This is a genomic window from Nonomuraea sp. NPDC050404, from assembly GCF_040655495.1.
Lineage (GTDB): Bacteria > Actinomycetota > Actinomycetes > Streptosporangiales > Streptosporangiaceae > Nonomuraea.
In genome coordinates, this window is the sequence record NZ_JBFAKB010000005.1 from 448,805 (window position 1) to 467,926 (window position 19,122).

Sequence of the window (19,122 nt, forward strand, 5' to 3'; positions counted from 1 at the left end):
TTGTGGTGCCTGCCGTGAGCAGGACTATCGCGATGAGAGCCGACCTGATCATTACAGCCCCACCTCGATCTGCCGGCCGTTCTCCAGCAGGTTCGCCGTCATCTTCACGGGCCGGCGATACATGGCCAGGTCGAACACGAACGCGCTGTCCACCCGCGCGCCGGGCAGGATGGCCGGCGGCAGCGTGATCTCGGCCGCGTCGTGCTCGCCGCCCCTGTCATCGACCATGGTGACGACGGGCTGGATCAGCTCCTTACGTTCGCCGCCCGGGTTGATCATCGTCCAGGTGATCACGCAGAGCTGCCCCTTGGTGGCCGTCTTGCCCTCGTACTCCTTCAGCCCGCACACCGGCGTGCCCGAGACGATCGCGATGGGGTCGTCGAAGTTCTCGCCCAGCGGGAACCTGCGGCCCACGTCGTTGGGACGGGCGCTGCCGGTGGACGCCGAAGGGGTGCCGGTGTTCGCGGTGACGGTCGTGTTGCGCTCGGAGGTGACGATCAGCACGGCCACCGTCACGACGAGGGCAAGCACGGCCGCCGCCGCGGCGATGAGCCACCGGGTGCCGGCCGTACGCGCGCCGCCGAGGGTGTCGGGCTCGTCGTCCGCTGCGGTGCGCGAGGTCCGCGCGCCCGGCTGAGTCTCGGTGCCCAACACAGCGGCCTGACCTGCCTGAACGGGCATCCTCTCGTCCCGCGACGGCGCATCCGTGCGTCCGGAGTCCCGCGACGGCGCGCCCGTATGCCCCGAGTCTCGCGACGGCGCATCTGTACGTCCCGAGCCCCGCGATGGTGCGCCCGTGTGTCCCAAGTCGTGCGACGAAGTGCCCGTTCGCCCCGAGTCCTGGGGCGAATCCGAGCGCTCCGAGCCTTGCGGTCGCTCGCCCGAGCGCTCCGAGCGGGATGGCTTACCGGCACGGAACAGCCCGCGCAGCCCTGGCTTGCGCTCCTGCTGCTCCTGGCCGGGAACCTGCCATCGGGCCAACTCCTCCCTGGCCGCCTCCTCCTCGCGCCGAGCCCGCTCCTCCACGGACGCACTCGCTGCTGCGGCAGACCCCGGCGCACCGGGCGGGACGCCGGGAGACCCCGGCGCACCGGAGGACCCAGGCACGCCGGGCAGCGCACCGGGGGACCCCGGAGAACTCTGCGCCTCCGGAGAACCGGAGGCACCCGACGTACTCGACACGCCCCGAACACCGGCCCCGCCCGTAGAGGAGGAAGCCGCGCCCGTGACCCCTCTCCCCGTTGCGTCACTGGGTGGCGGCGTAGTGAACGTGGCCGTGATGTCCGGCTCGTTCACCACGTTCTGCGGCGGCTGCCAGTCGCTGAGCATCTCGGTCGCCACCAGCGTCGGCGGATCGGCCGCGGCCTTGGCGGGCACATTGCCGCCGACCAGGGCGATCAGCAGATCCTGCGCGGAGGGCCGCAGGGCAGGATCCATCGAGGTGGCCCGCCGTACCAGATCGTTGAGCGGCGCAGGCAGTACGCCCAGGTCGGGCGGCGTGTTCAGGACACGCGTGGCCATGGTGATGGGATCGCCGCGCCCGTACGGATGCCGCCCGTTGCCGGCGTAGGCGACCAGGCAGCCCCAGGCGAAGATGTCGGCCGCCGGGCTGACCTGCTCACCGCGTACCTGCTCGGGAGCCCACCACCCCGGGCTGCCCAGCAGTTCGCCGGAGAGCGTGAACCCCGTCTCCCGGTCGAGCGCCCTGGCGATGCCGAAGTCGATCACCCGCGGCCCGGACAACGAGAGGATCACGTTCGCGGGCTTGAGGTCCCGGTGCACCAGCTCCGCCACATGGATGGCCGCCAGCGCCGCCGCGACCCCGAGCGCGACGCCATGTAAGGGTCCGGGGTCCAGGGCTCCGTACTGTGTGATCTGTTCCGACAGGGGGGTGCCCGCGATGTACTCGGTCACCATGTACGGCCGCCCGTCCCGGGTATTGCCGTTGTCCAGCACCTGGGCCGTACAGAACGACGCCACCCGGCGGGCGCTGTCGACCTCCACGTGGAACCTGGCGGCGAAACCCTCCTGGTTGGCGAACTCCGCCTTCACCACCTTGAGCGCGACGAAACGTCCCGTCGGCGCCCGCGCGAGGAACACGGTCCCCATGCCGCCCTCGCCGAGCCGGCCCAGCAGCCGGTACGGACCGATCTCCCGTAGGTCGGTCGGCCGTAGCGGAGCGGCTCCCGTTGGCTCCATGAGGGAAGTCCCTTCCTGTTCCACGCCATCCTCTCCTTTGGTCTCCCCATCCGCCATCACAGGTTGTTCGATGCGAGAGACTGATTGGATGATGAGGCTGCTGGGCCCCGCAGAAATACGTATTTTGGCTAACAAGCTGGATCTGCGCCCAACAAAAAAACTTGGCCAGAACTTCGTGATCGACGCGGGGACCGTCCGGCGCATCGTCCGCGTGGCGGATCTGTCCCCTGATGACGTGGTCATAGAGGTGGGCCCCGGCCTCGGCTCACTCACGCTCGCGTTGCTGCCACCGGCCGCCCACGTGGTCGCCGTCGAGATCGATCCGGTACTGGCGGGCCAGCTCCCGATAACCGTCGCCAATCACGAGGCCACAGACGAGCCGCCGCCCGCCGATGAGCCGACGCCTGCCGACGAGGTGACGGCCGCCGACGAGGTGACGGCCGCCGACGAGGTGACGGCGGCTGATCACGGCGTCGCCGGCAAACTCACAGTGGTCAACGCCGACGCCATGAAGATCACCCTCGACGACCTCGCGGGCCACGTCCCCACTGCCCTGGTGGCCAACCTCCCGTACAACGTGGCCGTCCCGGTGGTGCTGCACCTTCTGCAGTCCCTGCCCTCCCTGCGCAAGGGCCTGGTCATGGTGCAGTCGGAGGTGGCGGACAGGCTCGCCGCCGGCCCCGGCTCGAAGGTGTACGGGATCCCGTCGCTCAAGGCCGCCTGGTACGCCGACGTGCGCCGGGCCGGCCCGGTGGGGCGTACCGTCTTCTGGCCCGTGCCCAACGTCGACTCCGGCCTGGTCTCCCTGACCCGCCGCGACCCCCCGGCCACCACGGCGTCCCGCGAGGAGGTCTTCGAGGTGGTGGACGCCGCCTTCGCGCAGCGCCGCAAGACCCTGCGGGCGGCCCTGGCCTCATGGGCGGGCAGCGCCGCCGAGGCGGAACGCGCCCTGCGGGGCGCCGGAGTCGACCCGTCCGCCAGAGGCGAGCAACTCGACATCCACGCGTTCGCCCGCATAGCCGAACTCCGGCCCTGAACAGGGCACAGCATGAACGTCGCCGCATCGCGGGAAGCACTCGAATGGGCCGCCCGCGCCGTGGGAGAGTCCCGGCCCGCCGAGGTCGTGCGCGTGCTGACCGGCGGCACCCATGCCGGCACCCTCCTGCCGAAGACACCGGCCGGCCGGATGGTGCTGCGCCGCTTCCCCGAGGGAGACGGCGCGGCGGCCAACGAGGCGCGGGTGCTGACCGCTGGGCCGTACCGACCTCACCCCCGGGGCCCTGCGGGCCGGCCACGCGTCCTGGTCCGAACGTTGCGTGCGGCGCTGGGCGGCGGGAGAGTTCTCGACATCGGGCAAAAGCCCACCAACTTGACTCTCTGTGTACGAGGAGCCGGGAGTCGTCCCGGTCATCTTCCCAGAACCGCATGTCAGGGTAGCCTGCCCGGATAACATCGAGTGTCCTTGACCCCGGCAAGTGATGAGAGTGGCAGAAGATCGATGAGTTCGGTGACCGTACGTGTGCCCGCGAAGGTCAACGTGCAGCTTTCTGTCGGCCCGCTCAGGGAAGATGGCTACCACGACCTGGTCAACGTCTTCCATGCGGTATCGATCTTCGATGAGGTGGTGGCGAAGGAGTCCGATTCGATCACCGTCCAGATCAACGGCAAGTGGGCCGACCAGGTGCCGACCGACGACAACAACCTCGCGATCCAGGCCGCCCGCGCGCTGGCCAAGCACGCGGGCCGCAGCTACGGCGCCGACCTGGTCATTCAGAAGGACATTCCCGTGGCGGGCGGGATGGCGGGCGGCAGCGCCGACGCCGCCGGCGCGCTGGTGGCCTGCAACGAGTTGTGGGGTCTGGGCCTGCCGCCGGAGGATCTGATGGAGATCGCCGGAGACCTCGGCAGCGACGTGCCGTTCTCCCTGCTCGGCGGTACGGCCGTCGGCACGGGGCGCGGTGAGCAACTGAGCGAACTGCCCACCGGGGGCACGTTCCACTGGGTGTTCGCACCGGCGAACGGCGGGCTCTCGACGGCCAGTGTGTACGGCGAGTGCGACCGGCTCAGGGAGGTCTCCGGAGCCCAGGTGCCCTGGCCCCAGCTCAACGACTCGCTGATGGAGGCCCTCGGCACCGGCGACGCCTACGCCCTCGGCTCCAACCTGAGCAACGACCTCCAGACCGCCGCACTGACCCTGCGCCCCTCACTCGCCTCCACGCTCGACGCGGGCCGCCAGCACGGGGCTCTGGGTGCGATCGTGTCCGGCTCGGGCCCGACCTGCGCCTTCCTGGCCATCGACGCCACCCATGCCCGTGACCTGGCCCAGAGCCTGACCGCCACGGGCGCCGCCCACACCGCGGTGGCCGCCCACGGCCCCGTCCACGGCGCCACCCTGATCTGACTCTGACCCTCTGCATCACGGGCGCACGCCCGTGCCGGTACCACGCAGGCCCTGGGCGGCCTCGGGGCCTGCGCGGTACGGGCACGGTCCGGCCGGCGACGGTACGGGCACGAGCATGGGCATGGTCGGCCGGTGACGGCAGGGTGGCACGTGTGGAGCCGATACCCTGGGATGACGATGAATCTGGTGAATCTTGAGTCGGTTTCCCACGCTTACGGCCCCAAGCCGCTGCTCAGCGACCTCTCGCTAGGAGTGGAGGCCGGCGAGCGCATCGGTGTCGTCGGCCGTAACGGTGGCGGTAAGACGACGCTGCTGTCCGTCCTGGCGGGCACCGTACGTCCGGACAGCGGTCGCGTCACGCACAACCGCGGCCTGCGCGTCGGGTTCCTGTCGCAACAGGACACGCTCGATCCCGCCGCCACCGTGCGCGAGATCGTCCTGGGCGGCCTGGCCGAGCACGAATGGGCGGGGGATCAGCGCGTACGCGAGATCCTCACTAACCTGATCGGCGACCTCGACCTCGGCTCCAGGTCCGCGGACCTGTCGGGCGGGGAGCGCAGGCGTACGGGGCTGGCCAAGCTGCTCATCGACGACCACGACCTGATCATGCTGGACGAGCCCACGAACCACCTCGACATCGAGGCGATCGCGTGGCTGGCCGGGCATCTGTCGGCGCAGAAGAGCGCGCTGGTGGTGGTGACCCACGACCGGTGGTTCCTCGACGCCGTCTCCACCCGCACCTGGGAGGTCGTGGACGGGCGGGTCGAGCGCTACGAGGGCGGTTACGCCGCGTACGTGCTGGCCAAGGCCGAACGCGCGCGCATCGCCCAGGCCGCGGAGGAACGCCGCCAGAACCTGATGCGCAAGGAGATCGCCTGGTTGCGGCGCGGCCCGCCGGCCCGTACGTCCAAGCCGAAGTTCCGCGTCGAGGCCGCGCAGGCGCTGATCGCGAACGAGCCGCCGGCCCGCGAGAGCGTCGAGCTGATGCGCTTCGCCGCCGCCAGGCTCGGCAAGACCGTCTACGACCTGGAGAACGTCACCCTGCACGCCGGCGGCCCCGGCACGGGTCCGCTGGTGCTCGACCACCTGACGTGGCAGTTCGGCCCGGGGGACCGGATCGGGCTGATCGGGGTGAACGGGTCCGGCAAGTCGTCGGTCCTGCGGCTGCTCGCCGACACGGTCAAGCCCGACGCGGGGCGGGTGGTCAGGGGCAAGACGGTACGCCTGGCGCACCTGTCCCAGGAGCTCGCCGAGCTCGACCCGTCGCGGCGGGTGCTGGAGACGGTGGAGGAGGTACGCAAGTACCTCCAGGTCGGCAAGCGGGAGTGGACCGCCTCCCAGCTCCTCGAACGCCTGGGCTTCAAGGGCGAGGCGCAGTGGAAGGTGGTCGGCGACCTGTCGGGCGGTGAGCGGCGGCGGCTGCAACTGCTCAGGCTCCTGATGGACGACCCCAACGTGCTGCTGCTCGACGAGCCCACCAACGACCTCGACATCGAGACCCTCAACGAGCTCGAAGACCTGCTGGACGCCTGGCCCGGCACGCTGGTCCTGGTCAGCCACGACCGCTACTTCCTGGAACGGGTCACCGACCGGTGCGTGGCGCTGCTCGGCGACGGCAAGTTGTCGATGTTGCCCGGCGGGGTGGACGAATACCTCGAACGGCGCGCGGCCGGCACGGCGGTGACCGCCCGCCTCGGCGACACCGCCACGACGTCCGGTGGCGCGGACGTGGACGCGGCGGTGTCCGGGCCCACGGGCGCGCCCACGCAGGGTGGGCTCTCGGCCAAGGAGGAACGCGAACTCCGCAAGGAGCTCAACCGCCTGGAACGCCAGCTCGACAAGCTCAGCGACCAGGAGACCCGGCTGCACGCCGCCATGGCGGAAGCGGCCAGCGACTACGCCCGGCTGGGCTCGCTGGACGCCGAGCTACGCGAGATCGCCTCCCAGAAGGACACGATCGAAGCCGAGTGGCTGGAAACCGCCGACCGCCTGGGCGAGTGACGCCCACGCTGAGGTCAGAGGGGTGAGTCGAACGGGGTCAGCAGCGTGCGGAGCAGTGAGGCCAGCGCCTGCTGATCCGCACCCCCCAGCCCCGACAACAACTCCCGCTCCCGCCGCAACAGATCATCGAAGGCGGCATCGACCCGGTCCAGCCCGGGATCCGTCAAGGACACCAGCACCCCGCGCCGATCCTCAGGATCGGGCCGCCGCCGTACCAGCCCCGCCTGGGCGAGCCGGTCGATGCGGTTGGTCATGGTCCCGGAGGTCACCAGGGTGGCCCGCAGCAGGGCCCCGGGGCTGAGTTCGTACGGTTTGCCGGCCCGCCGCAGCGCGGTCAGCACGTCGAACTCCCACGGCTCCAAATCATGCTCGGCGAACGCGGCCCGCCGCGCCCGGTCGAGATGTTTGGCCAACCGTGACACCCTGGAGAGCACCTGGAGCGGTTCGACGTCGAGATCGGGGCGCTCCGCTCGCCAGGCCGCGACGAGGCGGTCAACCTCGTCTCTCGCATCCTCCGTCATGACACAAGAGTGTACTGTCTTGACATCGAGATATATATCTCGATATCAATTATCTTTATGTCGAGAGATATCTGGGACCCTGTGACCTACGCCGTCTACGCCGACGAGCGGTCCAGGCCGTTCATCGAGTTGCTCTCCAGGGTGGGGGCCGTCGAGCCCGATTATGTCGTGGACGCCGGCTGCGGCAGCGGCGAACTCACCGTGGAGCTGGGAAATCGCTGGCCCAGAGCGACCGTGGAGGGCTTCGACTCCTCGCCGGCGATGATCACCAAGGCCCGCAAGCTGGAGACGCAGGCCAGGTTCGCGGTCGCCGACGTCGCCACCTGGCGGCCCGACCGGCCCATCGACGTGCTGATCTCCAACGCCGTCCTGCAGTGGGTGCCGGACAACGAAGCCGTGCTGGAGCACTGGGTGGAGTCCCTGGCCCCGGGCGGCTGGCTGGCCTTCCAGGTGCCGGGCAACTTCGAGGCCCCCAGCCACGTCGCGATCCGCGAGCTGTGCGCCTCCCGCGCCTGGTCCGACAAGCTCAGCGACTACGGCAGGGGCAACCCCGTCGGCGACCCGCTGGACTACGTGGACCTGCTCAACGACGGCGGCTCCCAGGTGGACGCGTGGGAGACGACGTACGTGCACATCCTCCACGGCGAGAACCCGGTGCTCGACTGGGTCTCCGGCACCGCCCTGCGCCCCATCCTCGACCGCCTCGACCCGGACGATCAGCGGCGCTTCAAGCAGGACCTGGCGGGGCCGCTCGCCGAGGCATACCCGGCCAGGAGCTACGGCACGCCCTTCCCGTTCAGACGGATCTTCGTGGTGGCGCAACGGTGACGGCGGCCGCAATGATGACGGCGGCCGCAACGATGACGGTGGCCGCAGAGATGACGGGAGCGCGGGGATGACGGGAGCGCAGGGATGACGATCAGGGCGCTGCACCACGTGCAGCTCGCCGCCCCGCGCGGCAGCGAGCCGCTGTTACGGGAGTTCTACGAGGGTCTGCTCGGCCTGCGCGAGGTGCCCAAGCCGCCCGATCTGGCCAGGCGCGGCGGCGTCTGGTTCAGGGGCGAGGGCGTGGAGGTGCACCTCGGCATCGAGGACGACTTCAGGCCCGCACGCAAGGCCCACCCCGCGTTCCTGGTGGACGACCTCGACGCGTACGCGGGCAAAATGCCGGACGCGTCCATAGATCACCTGTTCCCCGGCTACCGCCGGATCTACGTCTCTGACCCGGTGGGTAACAGAATCGAACTCCTGCAACCCGTGTGATGTTCACCTTCCGGTGGCATCATGGTCCGAAATCGGACTCTTGCGAGGTGTAGTGGGCATCGAGATCGAGGACAAATTCGACGTTCCCTCTGAGTACGAAGTTCCGGACCTCAGTGGTGTGGCCGACGTCGCCGGCCCGAAGAACTACCAGCTCGTCGCGCTCTACTTCGACACGCCGGACCTGCGCCTGGCCGCGCGCGGCGTGACGCTCCGGCGAAGACGGGGCGGCTCCGATCCCGGCTGGCACCTGAAGCTGCCCAAGGCCAAGGGTGTCCGCCAGGAGATCACCCACCCGCTCACCCGCAGCACCAAGGTCGTCCCCACGGAACTGGCCGAACTCGTCCGCGCCTACACCCGGGGCGCCGAGCTCCAGCCGGTCGCCGAACTCGACACCCGCAGGAGCGTCACGACCCTCAGCGACGGCGAGACCGGGCTGGTCGAGATCGCCGACGACCGCGTCAAGGGCACCGCCTACGGCCCGGAGCCGGTGATCGTACGGTGGCGCGAGGTCGAGGCGGAGCTGCTCGAAGGCGGCACCGAGCAACTGCTGGCCAAGGTCGGCAAGCGGCTCAGGAAGGCCGGGGCCAGCCCTTCCGCGGCCGCCAGCAAGCTGGCGAAACTGCTCGAACCCGCCCCGCTCCCCACCGCGCCCACCAAGCCGGGCTCGGCCGGCGAGGTCGTCGTCTCCTACCTGGCGGGCCAGGTCAAGGCCCTGCTGTCGCAGGATCCGCGGGTCCGCAGGGCCGAGGAGGACGCCGTGCACCAGATGCGGGTGGCCGCCCGCAGGATGCGCAGCGCGCTCAAGGCGTTCAAGACCATCGTCACCGACACCGAGCAGGTCCAGGAGGAGCTGCAGTGGCTCGGCACGGTGCTCGGCGAGGTGCGCGACCTGGAGGTGATCAGGGCCAGGTTCGCCAAGGAGCTGAGCCGCCTGGCGCCGGAGCTGGTCACGGGCCCCATCCAGATCCGGCTCGGGTCTGACATGTACAAACGCGAACAGGAGGCGTACGAGCGGGTCAAGGAGACACTCAGCGGCGAACGCTACTACTTCCTGCTGAACGCGCTCGACACGCTCGTCTCCGCCCCGGTCCTGGCCAAGGCGGCGGGCAAGCCGGCGCAGGAGCGGCTGCGCACCGACGCGGCGGCCAACTGGGGGCGCGTGACCAGGGCCTACGACCGCGCCCAGGCCATCGAGGACCTGGAGCGCCGCGAGATCGCCATGCACGACGTACGCAAGGCGGCCAAACGCGCTCGTTACACCGCGGAGGCGCTCAGACCGGTTCTTGGCGACGACATGGGCAGGCTCGCCAAGCTGGCCGAGAACGTCCAGGAGGTGCTCGGGACCTACCAGGACGGCGTGGTCACGCAGGAACTGCTGGCCAAGGAGGCGGAGAGCGCCCGCCAGGCGGGCGAGGACACCTTCACCTACGGGCTGCTGATCGGAATCGAGCGCGGCATCGCCGAGCAGGCACACGCCGAGTTCCCGGGAGTCTGGAAGGAGACGCTGAAAGCGGTTAGTAAGGTTCTATGAGGAGCCTTCCTACCATCCCCTTCGAACGCGGCAGTCTGCTCGAGGTGCCCGTGGCGTACCGGGAACTGCGGGCGGCGAAGGGCATCGCGAAGGTACGCACCCCGCTGGGCGACGAGGTCTGGCTGGTCAGCGGGTACGAGGACGCCCGAGCCCTGTTCAACGACAGCCGGCTCGGACGTTCCCATCCGGACCCGGGCAACGCCGCCCGCCTGTCAGGATCCGCCCTGCTCGGCGGGCCACAGGGCGAGGCGGCCACGGAGAAGGCCGAACACGACCGCATGCGCAAGCTGTTCGTGCCCTCCTTCTCCGCGCGCCGCATGAAGAAGCTCTCCGACCACGTCGGCTCGCTGGTAGACGAGCGGCTCGGCCACCTCGCCAAGCTCCCGCAGCCGGCCGACCTGCACGCCGAGCTGTCCTTCCCGGTCCCGGTGCTGGTCATCTGCCAGCTCCTGGGCGTCCCGTACGAGGACAGAGAGTACTTCAGCGGCGTGTCCTACCGCATGGGGGACATGCTGGACCAGGGCGTCAGCGAGGCCGCCCAGGAGGAGCTGAAGGCCTACATGGCCGGCCTGATCGAGCGCAAGCGGCACGAGCCGGCCGAGGACGTGCTGTCCGACCTGGCCGGCGAGCTGGACGACGACGGGACGATCGCCCAGCTCGCCGCGGCGCTGCTGTTCGCGGGCCACGAGACCACCGTCAACCGCATCGACTTCGGTGTGCTGCTCCTGCTCGCCAACCCGGGCCAGCTCGACCTGCTCAAGGCCGACCCGGGCCTGGCGAAGGGGGCGGTGGAGGAGATCCTGCGCCTGGCCTCGCCCAGCCTGCACGGCCTGCTCCGGTACGCGCACGAGGACATCGAGATCGGCGGCCTCGTCATCCGCAGGGGCGAGGCCATCGTGATCACCCCGGGTGTGGCCAACCGGGACGAGCGGATCTATCCGGATCCGGATGAGTTCGACCTGAACCGTCCGCAGACCGACCCGCATCTGGCCTTCGGCTACGGCCCGCGCTTCTGCATCGGCGCCAGCCTGGCCAGGGTCGAGCTGGAGGCGGTGTTCAGCCGGTTGTTCCAGCGCTTCCCCGGCCTGCGCCTGACCGTGCCGGAGCAGGAGCTGCCGCGTACGGAGGGGAGGATCACCGGCGGCTACGCCCGCCTGCCCATCACCTGGTGACCGTCACGGCCGGTGCACGGTCCCCGGCCGTCAGGTCGGGTAACGCTCGACGCTGACCACCCGCCCGCCGGCCCGGTGCAGCACGGCGAAGGTGCCCTTGCGCAGGTGCACCCGCTTGCCGCTCAACGCCTCGATCAGACCGGGCAGCACCTTTCCGTGACTGCACACGGCCGCGGGCGCCGGAAGGCCGCGTACCAGCGCGGGGGTCTTGCGCGGATCCTGGCCCTCCTCGCTGAGCAGCGGCTCGACCCTGATCTCGGCCGGCTCCCCGTCCGGCGCCCCGATCGCGGCCGCGTACGGCTCCAGCGTCTGCACGCACCTTGAGCTGGGCGAGCTGATCAGCAGGTCGGGCCGGTAGGCGGGCAGCGCGGTGGCCAGGTTCGCCGCCTGGGAGATCCCGTCGGAGTCGATCGGGCGGGCCGCGTCATCGCCCTGCCACTCGCTCCTGGAGCCGGCCGAGCTGTGCCGTGCGAGCACGAGGGGCTGGGTGTCCAGCGGCGCGACGTGCAGGGCGCGCAGCAGTCCCTTGTCCCACTCCCACGTCAGCAGCCTCTTCGCCTCGGCCACGGGCAGCCAGCGCAGCTCGTCCACCTCGTCGCCGGGCTCGAACCCGGCGTCGGCGACGGCCCGCGCCACCCAGTAGTCCACCCGCTTGAGCCGGTCGGCGCTCATGTAGTGGACGGGCGGCAGCGCGCGGCCGAGCAGCACGGTCAGGCCGGTCTCCTCGCGCACCTCGCGCAGGCCCCCGGCGATCACGTGCTCCCCGGACTTCAGCTTGCCCTTGGGAAAGGTCCAGTCGTCATAGGCGGGACGGTGGATGACGGCCACCTCGGGGTCGTGCTGGTCACCCCGCCAGACGACGGCTCCGGCCGCCCGGAGCGGGTCAGTCATCAACGGTCCTCCAGCGGCGCGTGCCGATGTGATGGCTCTGCAGGTCCTCGCCGGGATGGCGGACCCAGTTGCCGTCGGAGTTGAGCCACCACGCGTTCGTGGTGTCGGCCATGACCTGGTCCATCAGCTCGATGAGGTAGGCCTTGTGCTGTTGCGAGGTGACCTTGACCAGGGCCTCGACGCGGCGGTCCAGGTTCCTGCGCATCAGGTCGGCGCTGCCGATCCACACCTCTGGGCGCCGGCCCAGGCCGAACTCGTACACCCTGGAGTGTTCGAGGAAGCGGCCGAGCACCGAGCGCACCCGGATGTTCTCCGACAGGTCGGGGATGCCGGGGCGCAGGATGCAGACGCCGCGCACCCACAGGTCAACGGGCACGCCCGCCCTGGAGGCCCGGTAGAGCGCGTCGATGATGGGCTCGTCGACCAGCGAGTTGGTCTTGAACCTGATCCGCGCCGGGCGGCCCGCCTGCTGGTGGGCGATCTCCCGCTCGATCCTGGCCACCAGGCCGCTGCGCATCGAGTGCGGCGCGACCAGCAGCCGGCGGTAGGCCGAGTGGTGGGAGTAGCCGGTCAGGTGGATGAACAGGTCCGTGACGTCCTCGCCGACCAGCGGGTCGGCGGTGAGCAGGCCGAAGTCCTCGTACTGGCGGGCGGTCTTGGGGTTGTAGTTGCCGGTGCCGATGTGGCAGTAGCGGCGCAGCTCGCCGGAGGGCTCCTGGCGTACGACGAGGGCGAGCTTGCAGTGGGTCTTCAGCCCGACGACGCCGTAGACGACGTGGCAGCCGGCCCGCTCCAGCTTGCGTGCCCAGGAGATGTTGGCGTGCTCGTCGAAGCGGGCCTTGATCTCCACGACCACCACGACCTGCTTGCCGGCCTCCGCCGCGTCGATCAGCGCGTTCACGATGGGGGAGTCGCCGCTGGTGCGGTAGAGGGTCTGCTTGATCGCCAGCACCCGCGGGTCCTCCGCGGCCACTTCGATGAAGCGCTGCACGCTGGTGGCGAAGGAGTCGTACGGGTGGTGCAGCAGGACGTCGCGCTCGCGCAGGGTCGCGAACAGGTCGTCCTCGGCGTTGATCACCTCGGCGGGCACGAACGGCCGGTAGTTCAGCTCGCCGCGGTCCAGGTCGGCGATGGCGTGCAGGCCCGACAGGTCGAGCGGCCCCGGCAGCCGGTAGATCTCGTGCGGCGCCAGCTCCAGCTCCTCCACCAGCGGCGCCAGCACCTCGGGCGTGATCGTCTCCTCGACCTCAAGCCGTACGGGCGGCCCGAACCGCCGCTTCAGCAGCTCCTTCTCCAGGGCCTGCATGAGGTTCTCCGTGACGTCCTCGTCGACGTCGAGGTCCTCGTTCCTGGTCACCCGGAAGACGTGGTGCTGGAGGATCTCCATGCCCTTGAAGAGCTGCCCGAGATGCGCGGCGATGACGTCTTCGAGCGGTACGAACCGGTCCTTGGACGCCTGGACGAACCTGGGCAACTGCGAAGGAACCTTGACCCGGGCGAACACCGTGTGGTCGGTCGCCGGATTGCGTACCAGGACCGCCAGGTTCAGGCTGAGGCCCGAGATGTAGGGGAAGGGGTGGGCGGGGTCCACGGCCAGCGGCGTCAGGACGGGCCTGATCCGCTCCCTGAACAACTTGCGCAGCTCGGTGCGCTCCTCGCGGCCCAGGTCGTCCCACCGGACGATCTCGATGCCCTCGGTCGCCAGTTGCGGGGAGATCTGCTGGTGGAAGGCCGCCGCGTGCCGCCTGGCCAGCTCGTCCGCGACCATCGCGATCCTGGCCAGCTCCTCGCGCGGCTTGAGCCCGCTCTTGGTCCGCAGCAGCAGGCCGGTCGCCATGCGCCGTTTGAGGCCGGCCACCCGTACCCGGAAGAACTCATCCAGGTTGCTGGCGAAGATGGCCAGGAACCGCACCCGTTCGAGCAGCGGCAGCGCGGCGTCCTCGGCCAGTTCGAGCACGCGTTCGTTGAACTGGAGCCAGCTCTCTTCGCGGTTGAGAAACCGCTCCTGTGGTAGAGGCAGGTCATTAGTAGGCTGGAACGGTTCCGCGGACATATGGCGTATATTGCCCCGTTTGGTTGAACAGAACGTTAACGTAGTCGCAACGGCTTACCCGTGAAGGTCGGCCCTGCTCAAACCCATCGTCACCCCTGATGCCCCACGTGTTCAAGGCTCACTCGGGATGATCTACCTGTTCCAGGCGGGCGGCCCGCTCGGCCAGCCTGGCCTCCCGCTGGCGGAGCTTCTCCTCGCGCTCGCGCGCCTTCTCGGCCTCCTTCAGGAGCCGCTCGCGCTCCTTCTCCGCCTCTTTGAGCTGCCGTTCACGCTCCTTCAGCTCGCGAACCCTGGCCTTCTCCGACTCCTTGAGCTCGCGCTGGCGGAACTTCTCGGCCTCCTTGAGCTCCTTCTCGCGGGCCTTGTCCAGCTCGCGCTGCTCCTTCTCGCTGGAGTTGGGGACGGGGCCGGAGACGCGGGGCGGCTGCTTGACCTCGGGCACGTGCCCCCGGCTCGTGCTGGTGAGCGCCGGATTGGGGTTGAGCCCGGTGAGACCGTTCCAGGCCAGGTTGACCAGGTGCGAGGCGACCTCCTCGCGACCCGGCTTGCGCACGTCGAGCCACCACTGGCCGGTCAGCGCCACCATGCCGACCAGCATCTGGGAGTACATCGGCGCGAGCTTGGGGTCATAGCCGCGTGACACGAACTCGTCGGCCATGACGTCCTCGACCTGGCTGGCGATCTCGCTGATGAGGCTCGCGAACGTGCCGGTGCCCGAGGCGGCGTGCGAGTCGCGTACCAGGATGCGGAAGCCCTCGCTGCTCTCCTCGATGTAGCGCAGCAGGGCCAGTGCGGCCCGCTCCAGCTTGATCAGGGAGTGGGAGGCGGCGAGGGCTTCGGTGATCATGCCGAGCAGCTTCTGCATCTCGCGGTCCACGACGACCGCGTAGACGCCCTCCTTGCCGCCGAAATGCTCGTACACCACGGGTTTCGACACCTGTGCGGTAGCGGCGATCTCCTCGATAGAGGTCCCGTCGAACCCCTTCTCGGCGAAGAGGGTGCGGCTGATGTGGATCAGCTGCTCTCTTCGCTCGCTACCGGACATGCGCCTGCGAGATCGGGGTTCGGTCACGGTTTCCATAATGACGGTCATGGGTGCATGACCGCTCACCCGCGGAGCGGCGCCGCCAGCGGAGGCCGTGGACGTGCCGCTAGGCAATGCGCTTCGCCGCCAGGCGCTCGGGAGTGGGCCAGCGGACGTCGTACGCCCAGCCCAGCTTCTCGAAGATCCGGATCAGGCCGGCGCTCAGGTCGATCTGGCCCTTGAGCGCGCCGTGGCGGGCGCAGGTCGGGTCGGAGTGGTGCAGGTTGTGCCAGGACTCGCCGAAGGAGGGGATGGCCAGCCACCAGACGTTGCGCGACTTGTCGCGGGTCTGGAAGTCCTCCTCGCCGAAGACGTGGCAGATCGAGTTGATCGACCAGGTCACGTGGTGCAGCAGCCCGATGCGGACCAGGGTGCCCCAGAACAGCGCGGTCAGGGCGCCCTGCCAGGACCAGGTCAGCAGCAGGCCCAGTACGCCGGGCAGCAGCATCGAGACGATCGCCAGCGGGCCGAACCACTTGTGCAGCTTGACCACGTCCTGGTCCTTGCACAGGTCGGGGGCGTACTTCTCCCTGTTGGTGCGCTCGCTCTCGAACAGCCAGCCCATGTGGGCGTACAACAGGCCCTTGGACATGTTCTTGAAGCCGGGTCCGAAGCGCCACGGCGAGTGCGGGTCGCCCTCCTTGTCGGAGAACTTGTGGTGCTTGCGGTGCGTGGCCACCCAGTCGAGCACGGACATCTCCAGGGACAGGGTGCCCGCGATGCCCAGCGCGATCTTCAACGGCCGCTTGGCCTTGAACGAGCCGTGCGTGAAGTAGCGGTGCAGGCCCACGGTGACGCCCAGCCCGGAGACCACGTAGAAGACGAAGGCGATGGCGATGTCCGTCCAGCCGAGGCCCCATCCCCACGCGAGCGGCACGGCCGCCGCGATCGCGATCAGGGGGAGCCCGACGACCAGGCCGAAGGTGATCAGTTCTGACTTTGACTTCGGCTCGGGTTCGAAGTCGGGCTTCGGGGCAGGTGATGAGCGCTCGGCAGTAACGGTCATTGGCGACCTCCAACGACGTGTATGAGATTGAATGTCCGGGCTACGCAACCGTAACCTACGCCATCGTAAGTAAGGAAGACCTAAGACCGGAATGGATGGAAGGAGGGCCGGATGAGCGAGGTTCGCGCGATGTGCCTTTTCGGGCGGGCTGATATGCGGCGCGCCATGCCGCAAGCCCTCTGTCAGCAGGGCTGTTGACGGCTGAGGTGGGTGTGGGAGCCAATTACGGGCGCGCGCGTGGGCGCGGGGTCGGTATCGTAGGGGGTGTCGGACGTCACGTGTCCGATCTGTCCCGGATCGTCTAATCGGCAGGACAAGTGGTTTTGGTCCACTTTGTAGGGGTTCGAGTCCTCTTCCGGGAGCTTTGAGGCACTCCCCGGCGAGAACGTATCGGGGGAGGCCAGGTATCCTCACGGTGTCGGGAGGGTTGCGGTGCGGTTGACGCACCCAAATGCCCTGATCTGTCCAGCCACAGGGAGCCTCTGTCCGTGAGTGTGCCGCGCCCGGCAGCCGTCATCGTCCTCGCCGCCGGCGAGGGCACCCGGATGAAGAGCCAGACCCCGAAAGTCCTGCATGAGGTGTGCGGCCGCGCCCTGGTCGACCACATCCTCACCGCCGCCCGAGATCTCGGTCCCGAGCGGCTCATCGTCGTCATCGGCCACGCGCTGGAACGGGTCGGCGGCCACCTGGCCGTCAGCAGCCCCGACGCGCGCGCAGTCGTCCAGCGGGAGCAGCGCGGCACCGGTCACGCCGTGCGCACCGTGCTCGAAGAGGTCGGCACGATCTCCGGCACGGTCCTGGTCACCTACGGCGACACGCCGCTCCTGCGTACCGAGACCCTGGCCGGTCTGCTCGAACAGCACGCCGCAGACGGCAACGCCGTCACCGTGCTGACGGCCGAGGTGCCCGATCCGACCGGCTACGGCCGGATCATCCGCGACGAGGCCGGCGCGGTGCTGGAGATCGTCGAACAGAAGGACGCCAGCCCCGAGCAGCGCGCCATCAACGAGATGAACTCCGGCATCTACGCCTTCGACGGCACGTTGCTCGCCGACGCCGTCAAGCGCGTGTCCACCGACAACGCCCAGGGCGAGGAGTACCTCACCGACGTCCTGGCCATCCTGCGCCGCGACGGCCACCGGGTCGGCGCCTGCGTGGCCGCCGACTTCGTCGAGGTCGAGGGCGTCAACGACCGCGTGCAGCTCGCCGCCGTACGCAAGGTGCTCAACCGGCGCCTGCTGGAAGAGCACATGCGCGCCGGCGTCACGATCATCGACCCCGCCAGCACCTGGATCGACGTCGATGTGCGGATCGGCCGCGACGCGGTCATCCACCCGGGCACCCAGCTGCACGGGGCCACCGTGATCGAGACGGGCGCCGAGGTCGGCCCCGCCAGCACGCTGACCGACACCTTCGTCGGCGAGGGCGCGGTGGTCCGCAACGCCGTCTGCGACCACGCCGAGATCGGCCCGGAGGCCAACGTCGGCCCCTACGCCTACCTGCGTCCCGGCACCGTACTGGGCCACAAGTCGAAGGCCGGGACGTTCGTCGAGATGAAGAACACCAAGGTCGGCCGGGGCTCCAAGGTGCCGCACCTGTCCTACGCGGGGGACGCCACGATCGGCGACGACGTCAACATCGGCGCCTCCACGGTCTTCGTCAACTACGACGGGGTCAACAAGCACCGGACCACCGTGGGCGACGGCGCGTTCGTCGGTTGCGACACCATGCTCGTCGCCCCGGTCACGGTCAAGGAGGGCGCCTACACGGCGGCCGGCTCGACGATCACCGACGACGTGCCCCCGGGCGCGATCGGGGTGGCGCGGGCGCGGCAGCGCAACATCGAGAAATGGGTGTTGCGCAGGCGCGCGGGTACCAAGTCGGCCGCGCACGCCGAGCGCGCGCTGGCCGAGCAAGAACAGCGGGAGAGCGATCAATGACCAGCATCAAGCAGCCCGGAGAGAAGAACCTCATGCTCTTCTCCGGGCGGGCCCACCCGGAGCTGGCCGAGGAGGTCGCCGAGCACGTCGGCGTCTCCCTTACCCCCACCAAACTCATCGACTTCGCCAACGGCGAGATCTACGCCCGCTACCTGGAGTCCGTACGCGGCTGCGACGCCTTCGTCATCCAGAGCCACACCGGGCCCATCAACAAGTGGATCATGGAACAGATCATCATGGTCGACGCGCTCAAGCGGGCCTCCGCCAAGCGCATCACCGTGGTCATGCCGTTCTACGGATACGCCCGCCAGGACAAGAAGGGCCGCGGCCGCGAACCCATCACGGCCAGGCTCATCGCCGACATGTTCAAGACCGCCGGCGCCGACCGGCTCATGTCGATCGACCTGCACACCTCGCAGATCCAGGGCTTCTTCGACGGCCCGGTGGACCACCTGTTCGCCATGCCGGTCCTGGAGAGCTACCTCAAGAACAAGCTCGACCTGGAGAGCACCACCGTCGTCTCGCCCGACACCGGCCGCGTGCGGCTGTCGGAGCGCTGGGCCGACACGCTGGGCACGCCGCTGGCGTTCATCCACAAGCGCCGCGACCTCGACGTGGCCAACTCGGTGAAGGTCAGCGAGGTCGTCGGTGACGTACGCGGCCGCACCTGCGTGCTCATCGACGACATGATCGACACCGCGGGCACGATCTGCAAGGCCTCCGACGCCCTCTACGAGCAGGGCGCCACCAACGTCATCGTGGCCGCCACCCACGCGGTCTTCTCCGACCCCGCCGTCGACCGGCTCAAGAACTCCCGGATCTCCGAGGTCATCGTCACCAACACGCTGCCGCTGTCGCAGGCGGCCCGCTTCGACAAGCTCACCGTGTTGTCCATCGCGCCGCTGATCGCCCGCGCGGTGACCGAGATCTTCCAGGACGGCTCCGTCACGAGCCTGTTCGAGGGCGACACCTGAGCGAGTAAACTAGCGGGGTTGCGCTCGTAACGCCTTCCGCTAGGGCGGGTGAGGGTGAGCGCCGACGCATCCGTCAATCGCATCCC

The 19,122-nt window shown here is 69.4% G+C and carries 15 protein-coding genes and 1 tRNA gene; 10 read left to right on the forward strand and 6 right to left on the reverse strand.

The window, feature by feature from the left end; genetic code table 11:
• Positions 1-51: 51 nt before the first annotated feature.
• Complete coding sequence (locus AB0I81_RS16375) at positions 52-2,199, reverse strand: protein kinase (protein WP_360656727.1); 2,148 nt, start codon at positions 2,197-2,199, stop codon at positions 52-54.
• Positions 2,200-2,269: 70 nt separating this feature from the next.
• On the opposite strand from AB0I81_RS16375, the gene AB0I81_RS16380 reads away from it, so the two are divergent.
• The 3 genes from AB0I81_RS16380 (at position 2,270) to AB0I81_RS16390 (ending at position 6,601) form a co-directional block, all read left to right on the forward strand.
• Complete coding sequence (locus AB0I81_RS16380; protein WP_360656730.1) at positions 2,270-3,235, forward strand: rRNA adenine dimethyltransferase family protein; 966 nt, start codon at positions 2,270-2,272, stop codon at positions 3,233-3,235.
• Between the two features lie 462 nt (positions 3,236-3,697).
• Positions 3,698-4,600, forward strand: coding sequence for a 4-(cytidine 5'-diphospho)-2-C-methyl-D-erythritol kinase (locus AB0I81_RS16385; RefSeq protein WP_360656733.1), 903 nt, complete (start codon positions 3,698-3,700; stop codon positions 4,598-4,600).
• A 177-nt stretch (positions 4,601-4,777) separates the two neighbouring features.
• Entirely contained in the window at positions 4,778-6,601 is a 1,824-nt protein-coding gene (locus AB0I81_RS16390; RefSeq protein ID WP_360656736.1) for an ABC-F family ATP-binding cassette domain-containing protein, read from the forward strand.
• Between the two features lie 14 nt (positions 6,602-6,615).
• Here AB0I81_RS16390 and AB0I81_RS16395 read toward each other — a convergent pair whose 3' ends face one another.
• Positions 6,616-7,122 (reverse strand): MarR family transcriptional regulator, encoded by a 507-nt coding sequence (locus AB0I81_RS16395; protein WP_360656739.1) that lies wholly within the window; start codon positions 7,120-7,122, stop codon positions 6,616-6,618.
• A gap of 57 nt (positions 7,123-7,179) precedes the next feature.
• Between AB0I81_RS16395 and AB0I81_RS16400 the strand changes: the two genes are divergently transcribed.
• The 4 genes from AB0I81_RS16400 to AB0I81_RS16415 all read left to right on the forward strand — a co-directional run bounded on the left by AB0I81_RS16400 (position 7,180) and on the right by AB0I81_RS16415 (position 11,088).
• The gene (locus AB0I81_RS16400) at positions 7,180-7,950 is read left to right on the forward strand and encodes a trans-aconitate 2-methyltransferase (protein WP_360656742.1); all 771 of its coding nucleotides are present in this window, start codon (positions 7,180-7,182) and stop codon (positions 7,948-7,950) included.
• An 84-nt stretch (positions 7,951-8,034) separates the two neighbouring features.
• Positions 8,035-8,385, forward strand: a complete 351-nt coding sequence (locus AB0I81_RS16405) for a glyoxalase (RefSeq protein ID WP_360656744.1) — start codon at positions 8,035-8,037, stop codon at positions 8,383-8,385.
• A 52-nt stretch (positions 8,386-8,437) separates the two neighbouring features.
• Positions 8,438-9,916, forward strand: coding sequence for a CYTH and CHAD domain-containing protein (locus tag AB0I81_RS16410; RefSeq protein WP_360656747.1), 1,479 nt, complete (start codon positions 8,438-8,440; stop codon positions 9,914-9,916).
• Entirely contained in the window at positions 9,913-11,088 is a 1,176-nt protein-coding gene (locus AB0I81_RS16415; RefSeq protein WP_360656750.1) for a cytochrome P450, read from the forward strand. Before AB0I81_RS16410 ends, AB0I81_RS16415 begins: the two co-directional genes overlap by 4 nt.
• 30 nt (positions 11,089-11,118) lie before the next feature.
• Here AB0I81_RS16415 and AB0I81_RS16420 read toward each other — a convergent pair whose 3' ends face one another.
• The 4 genes from AB0I81_RS16420 to AB0I81_RS16435 form a co-directional block, all read right to left on the reverse strand.
• A complete protein-coding gene (locus AB0I81_RS16420; RefSeq protein WP_360656753.1) occupies positions 11,119-11,979 on the reverse strand; it encodes an NUDIX hydrolase in 861 nt (286 codons plus the stop codon).
• Entirely contained in the window at positions 11,972-14,032 is a 2,061-nt protein-coding gene (locus AB0I81_RS16425) for an RNA degradosome polyphosphate kinase (protein ID WP_360656755.1), read from the reverse strand. The genes AB0I81_RS16420 and AB0I81_RS16425 overlap by 8 nt, the downstream gene beginning before the upstream one ends.
• Before the next feature lie 118 nt (positions 14,033-14,150).
• Complete coding sequence (locus AB0I81_RS16430; protein ID WP_360656758.1) at positions 14,151-15,104, reverse strand: TetR family transcriptional regulator; 954 nt, start codon at positions 15,102-15,104, stop codon at positions 14,151-14,153.
• A gap of 79 nt (positions 15,105-15,183) precedes the next feature.
• The gene (locus AB0I81_RS16435; protein ID WP_360656761.1) at positions 15,184-16,122 is read right to left on the reverse strand and encodes an acyl-CoA desaturase; all 939 of its coding nucleotides are present in this window, start codon (positions 16,120-16,122) and stop codon (positions 15,184-15,186) included.
• A gap of 290 nt (positions 16,123-16,412) precedes the next feature.
• On the opposite strand from AB0I81_RS16435, the gene AB0I81_RS16440 reads away from it, so the two are divergent.
• From AB0I81_RS16440 to AB0I81_RS16450, 3 genes are all read left to right on the forward strand, one after another.
• Positions 16,413-16,484: transfer RNA gene (locus AB0I81_RS16440), tRNA-Gln, on the forward strand.
• 126 nt (positions 16,485-16,610) lie between these two features.
• Positions 16,611-18,062: a bifunctional UDP-N-acetylglucosamine diphosphorylase/glucosamine-1-phosphate N-acetyltransferase GlmU gene (gene glmU, locus AB0I81_RS16445; protein ID WP_360656764.1), complete on the forward strand. Its 1,452-nt coding sequence runs from the start codon at positions 16,611-16,613 to the stop codon at positions 18,060-18,062.
• The gene (locus AB0I81_RS16450) at positions 18,059-19,036 is read left to right on the forward strand and encodes a ribose-phosphate diphosphokinase (protein ID WP_360656767.1); all 978 of its coding nucleotides are present in this window, start codon (positions 18,059-18,061) and stop codon (positions 19,034-19,036) included. Before glmU ends, AB0I81_RS16450 begins: the two co-directional genes overlap by 4 nt.
• The last annotated feature ends 86 nt before the right edge of the window (positions 19,037-19,122 follow it).

Excerpts from the sequence above, each read along its gene's own strand:
- AB0I81_RS16375 (WP_360656727.1), bottom strand. The coding sequence starts at position 2,199 with ATGGAGCCAACGGGAGCCGCTCCGCTACGGCCGACCGACCTACGGGAG.
- AB0I81_RS16380 (WP_360656730.1), top strand. The coding sequence starts at position 2,270 with ATGCGAGAGACTGATTGGATGATGAGGCTGCTGGGCCCCGCAGAAATA.
- AB0I81_RS16385 (WP_360656733.1), top strand. The coding sequence starts at position 3,698 with ATGAGTTCGGTGACCGTACGTGTGCCCGCGAAGGTCAACGTGCAGCTT.
- AB0I81_RS16390 (WP_360656736.1), top strand. The coding sequence starts at position 4,778 with ATGAATCTGGTGAATCTTGAGTCGGTTTCCCACGCTTACGGCCCCAAG.
- AB0I81_RS16395 (WP_360656739.1), bottom strand. The coding sequence starts at position 7,122 with ATGACGGAGGATGCGAGAGACGAGGTTGACCGCCTCGTCGCGGCCTGG.
- AB0I81_RS16400 (WP_360656742.1), top strand. The coding sequence starts at position 7,180 with ATGTCGAGAGATATCTGGGACCCTGTGACCTACGCCGTCTACGCCGAC.
- AB0I81_RS16405 (WP_360656744.1), top strand. The coding sequence starts at position 8,035 with ATGACGATCAGGGCGCTGCACCACGTGCAGCTCGCCGCCCCGCGCGGC.
- AB0I81_RS16415 (WP_360656750.1), top strand. The coding sequence starts at position 9,913 with ATGAGGAGCCTTCCTACCATCCCCTTCGAACGCGGCAGTCTGCTCGAG.
- AB0I81_RS16420 (WP_360656753.1), bottom strand. The coding sequence starts at position 11,979 with ATGACTGACCCGCTCCGGGCGGCCGGAGCCGTCGTCTGGCGGGGTGAC.
- AB0I81_RS16425 (WP_360656755.1), bottom strand. The coding sequence starts at position 14,032 with ATGTCCGCGGAACCGTTCCAGCCTACTAATGACCTGCCTCTACCACAG.
- AB0I81_RS16435 (WP_360656761.1), bottom strand. The coding sequence starts at position 16,122 with ATGACCGTTACTGCCGAGCGCTCATCACCTGCCCCGAAGCCCGACTTC.
- AB0I81_RS16450 (WP_360656767.1), top strand. The coding sequence starts at position 18,059 with ATGACCAGCATCAAGCAGCCCGGAGAGAAGAACCTCATGCTCTTCTCC.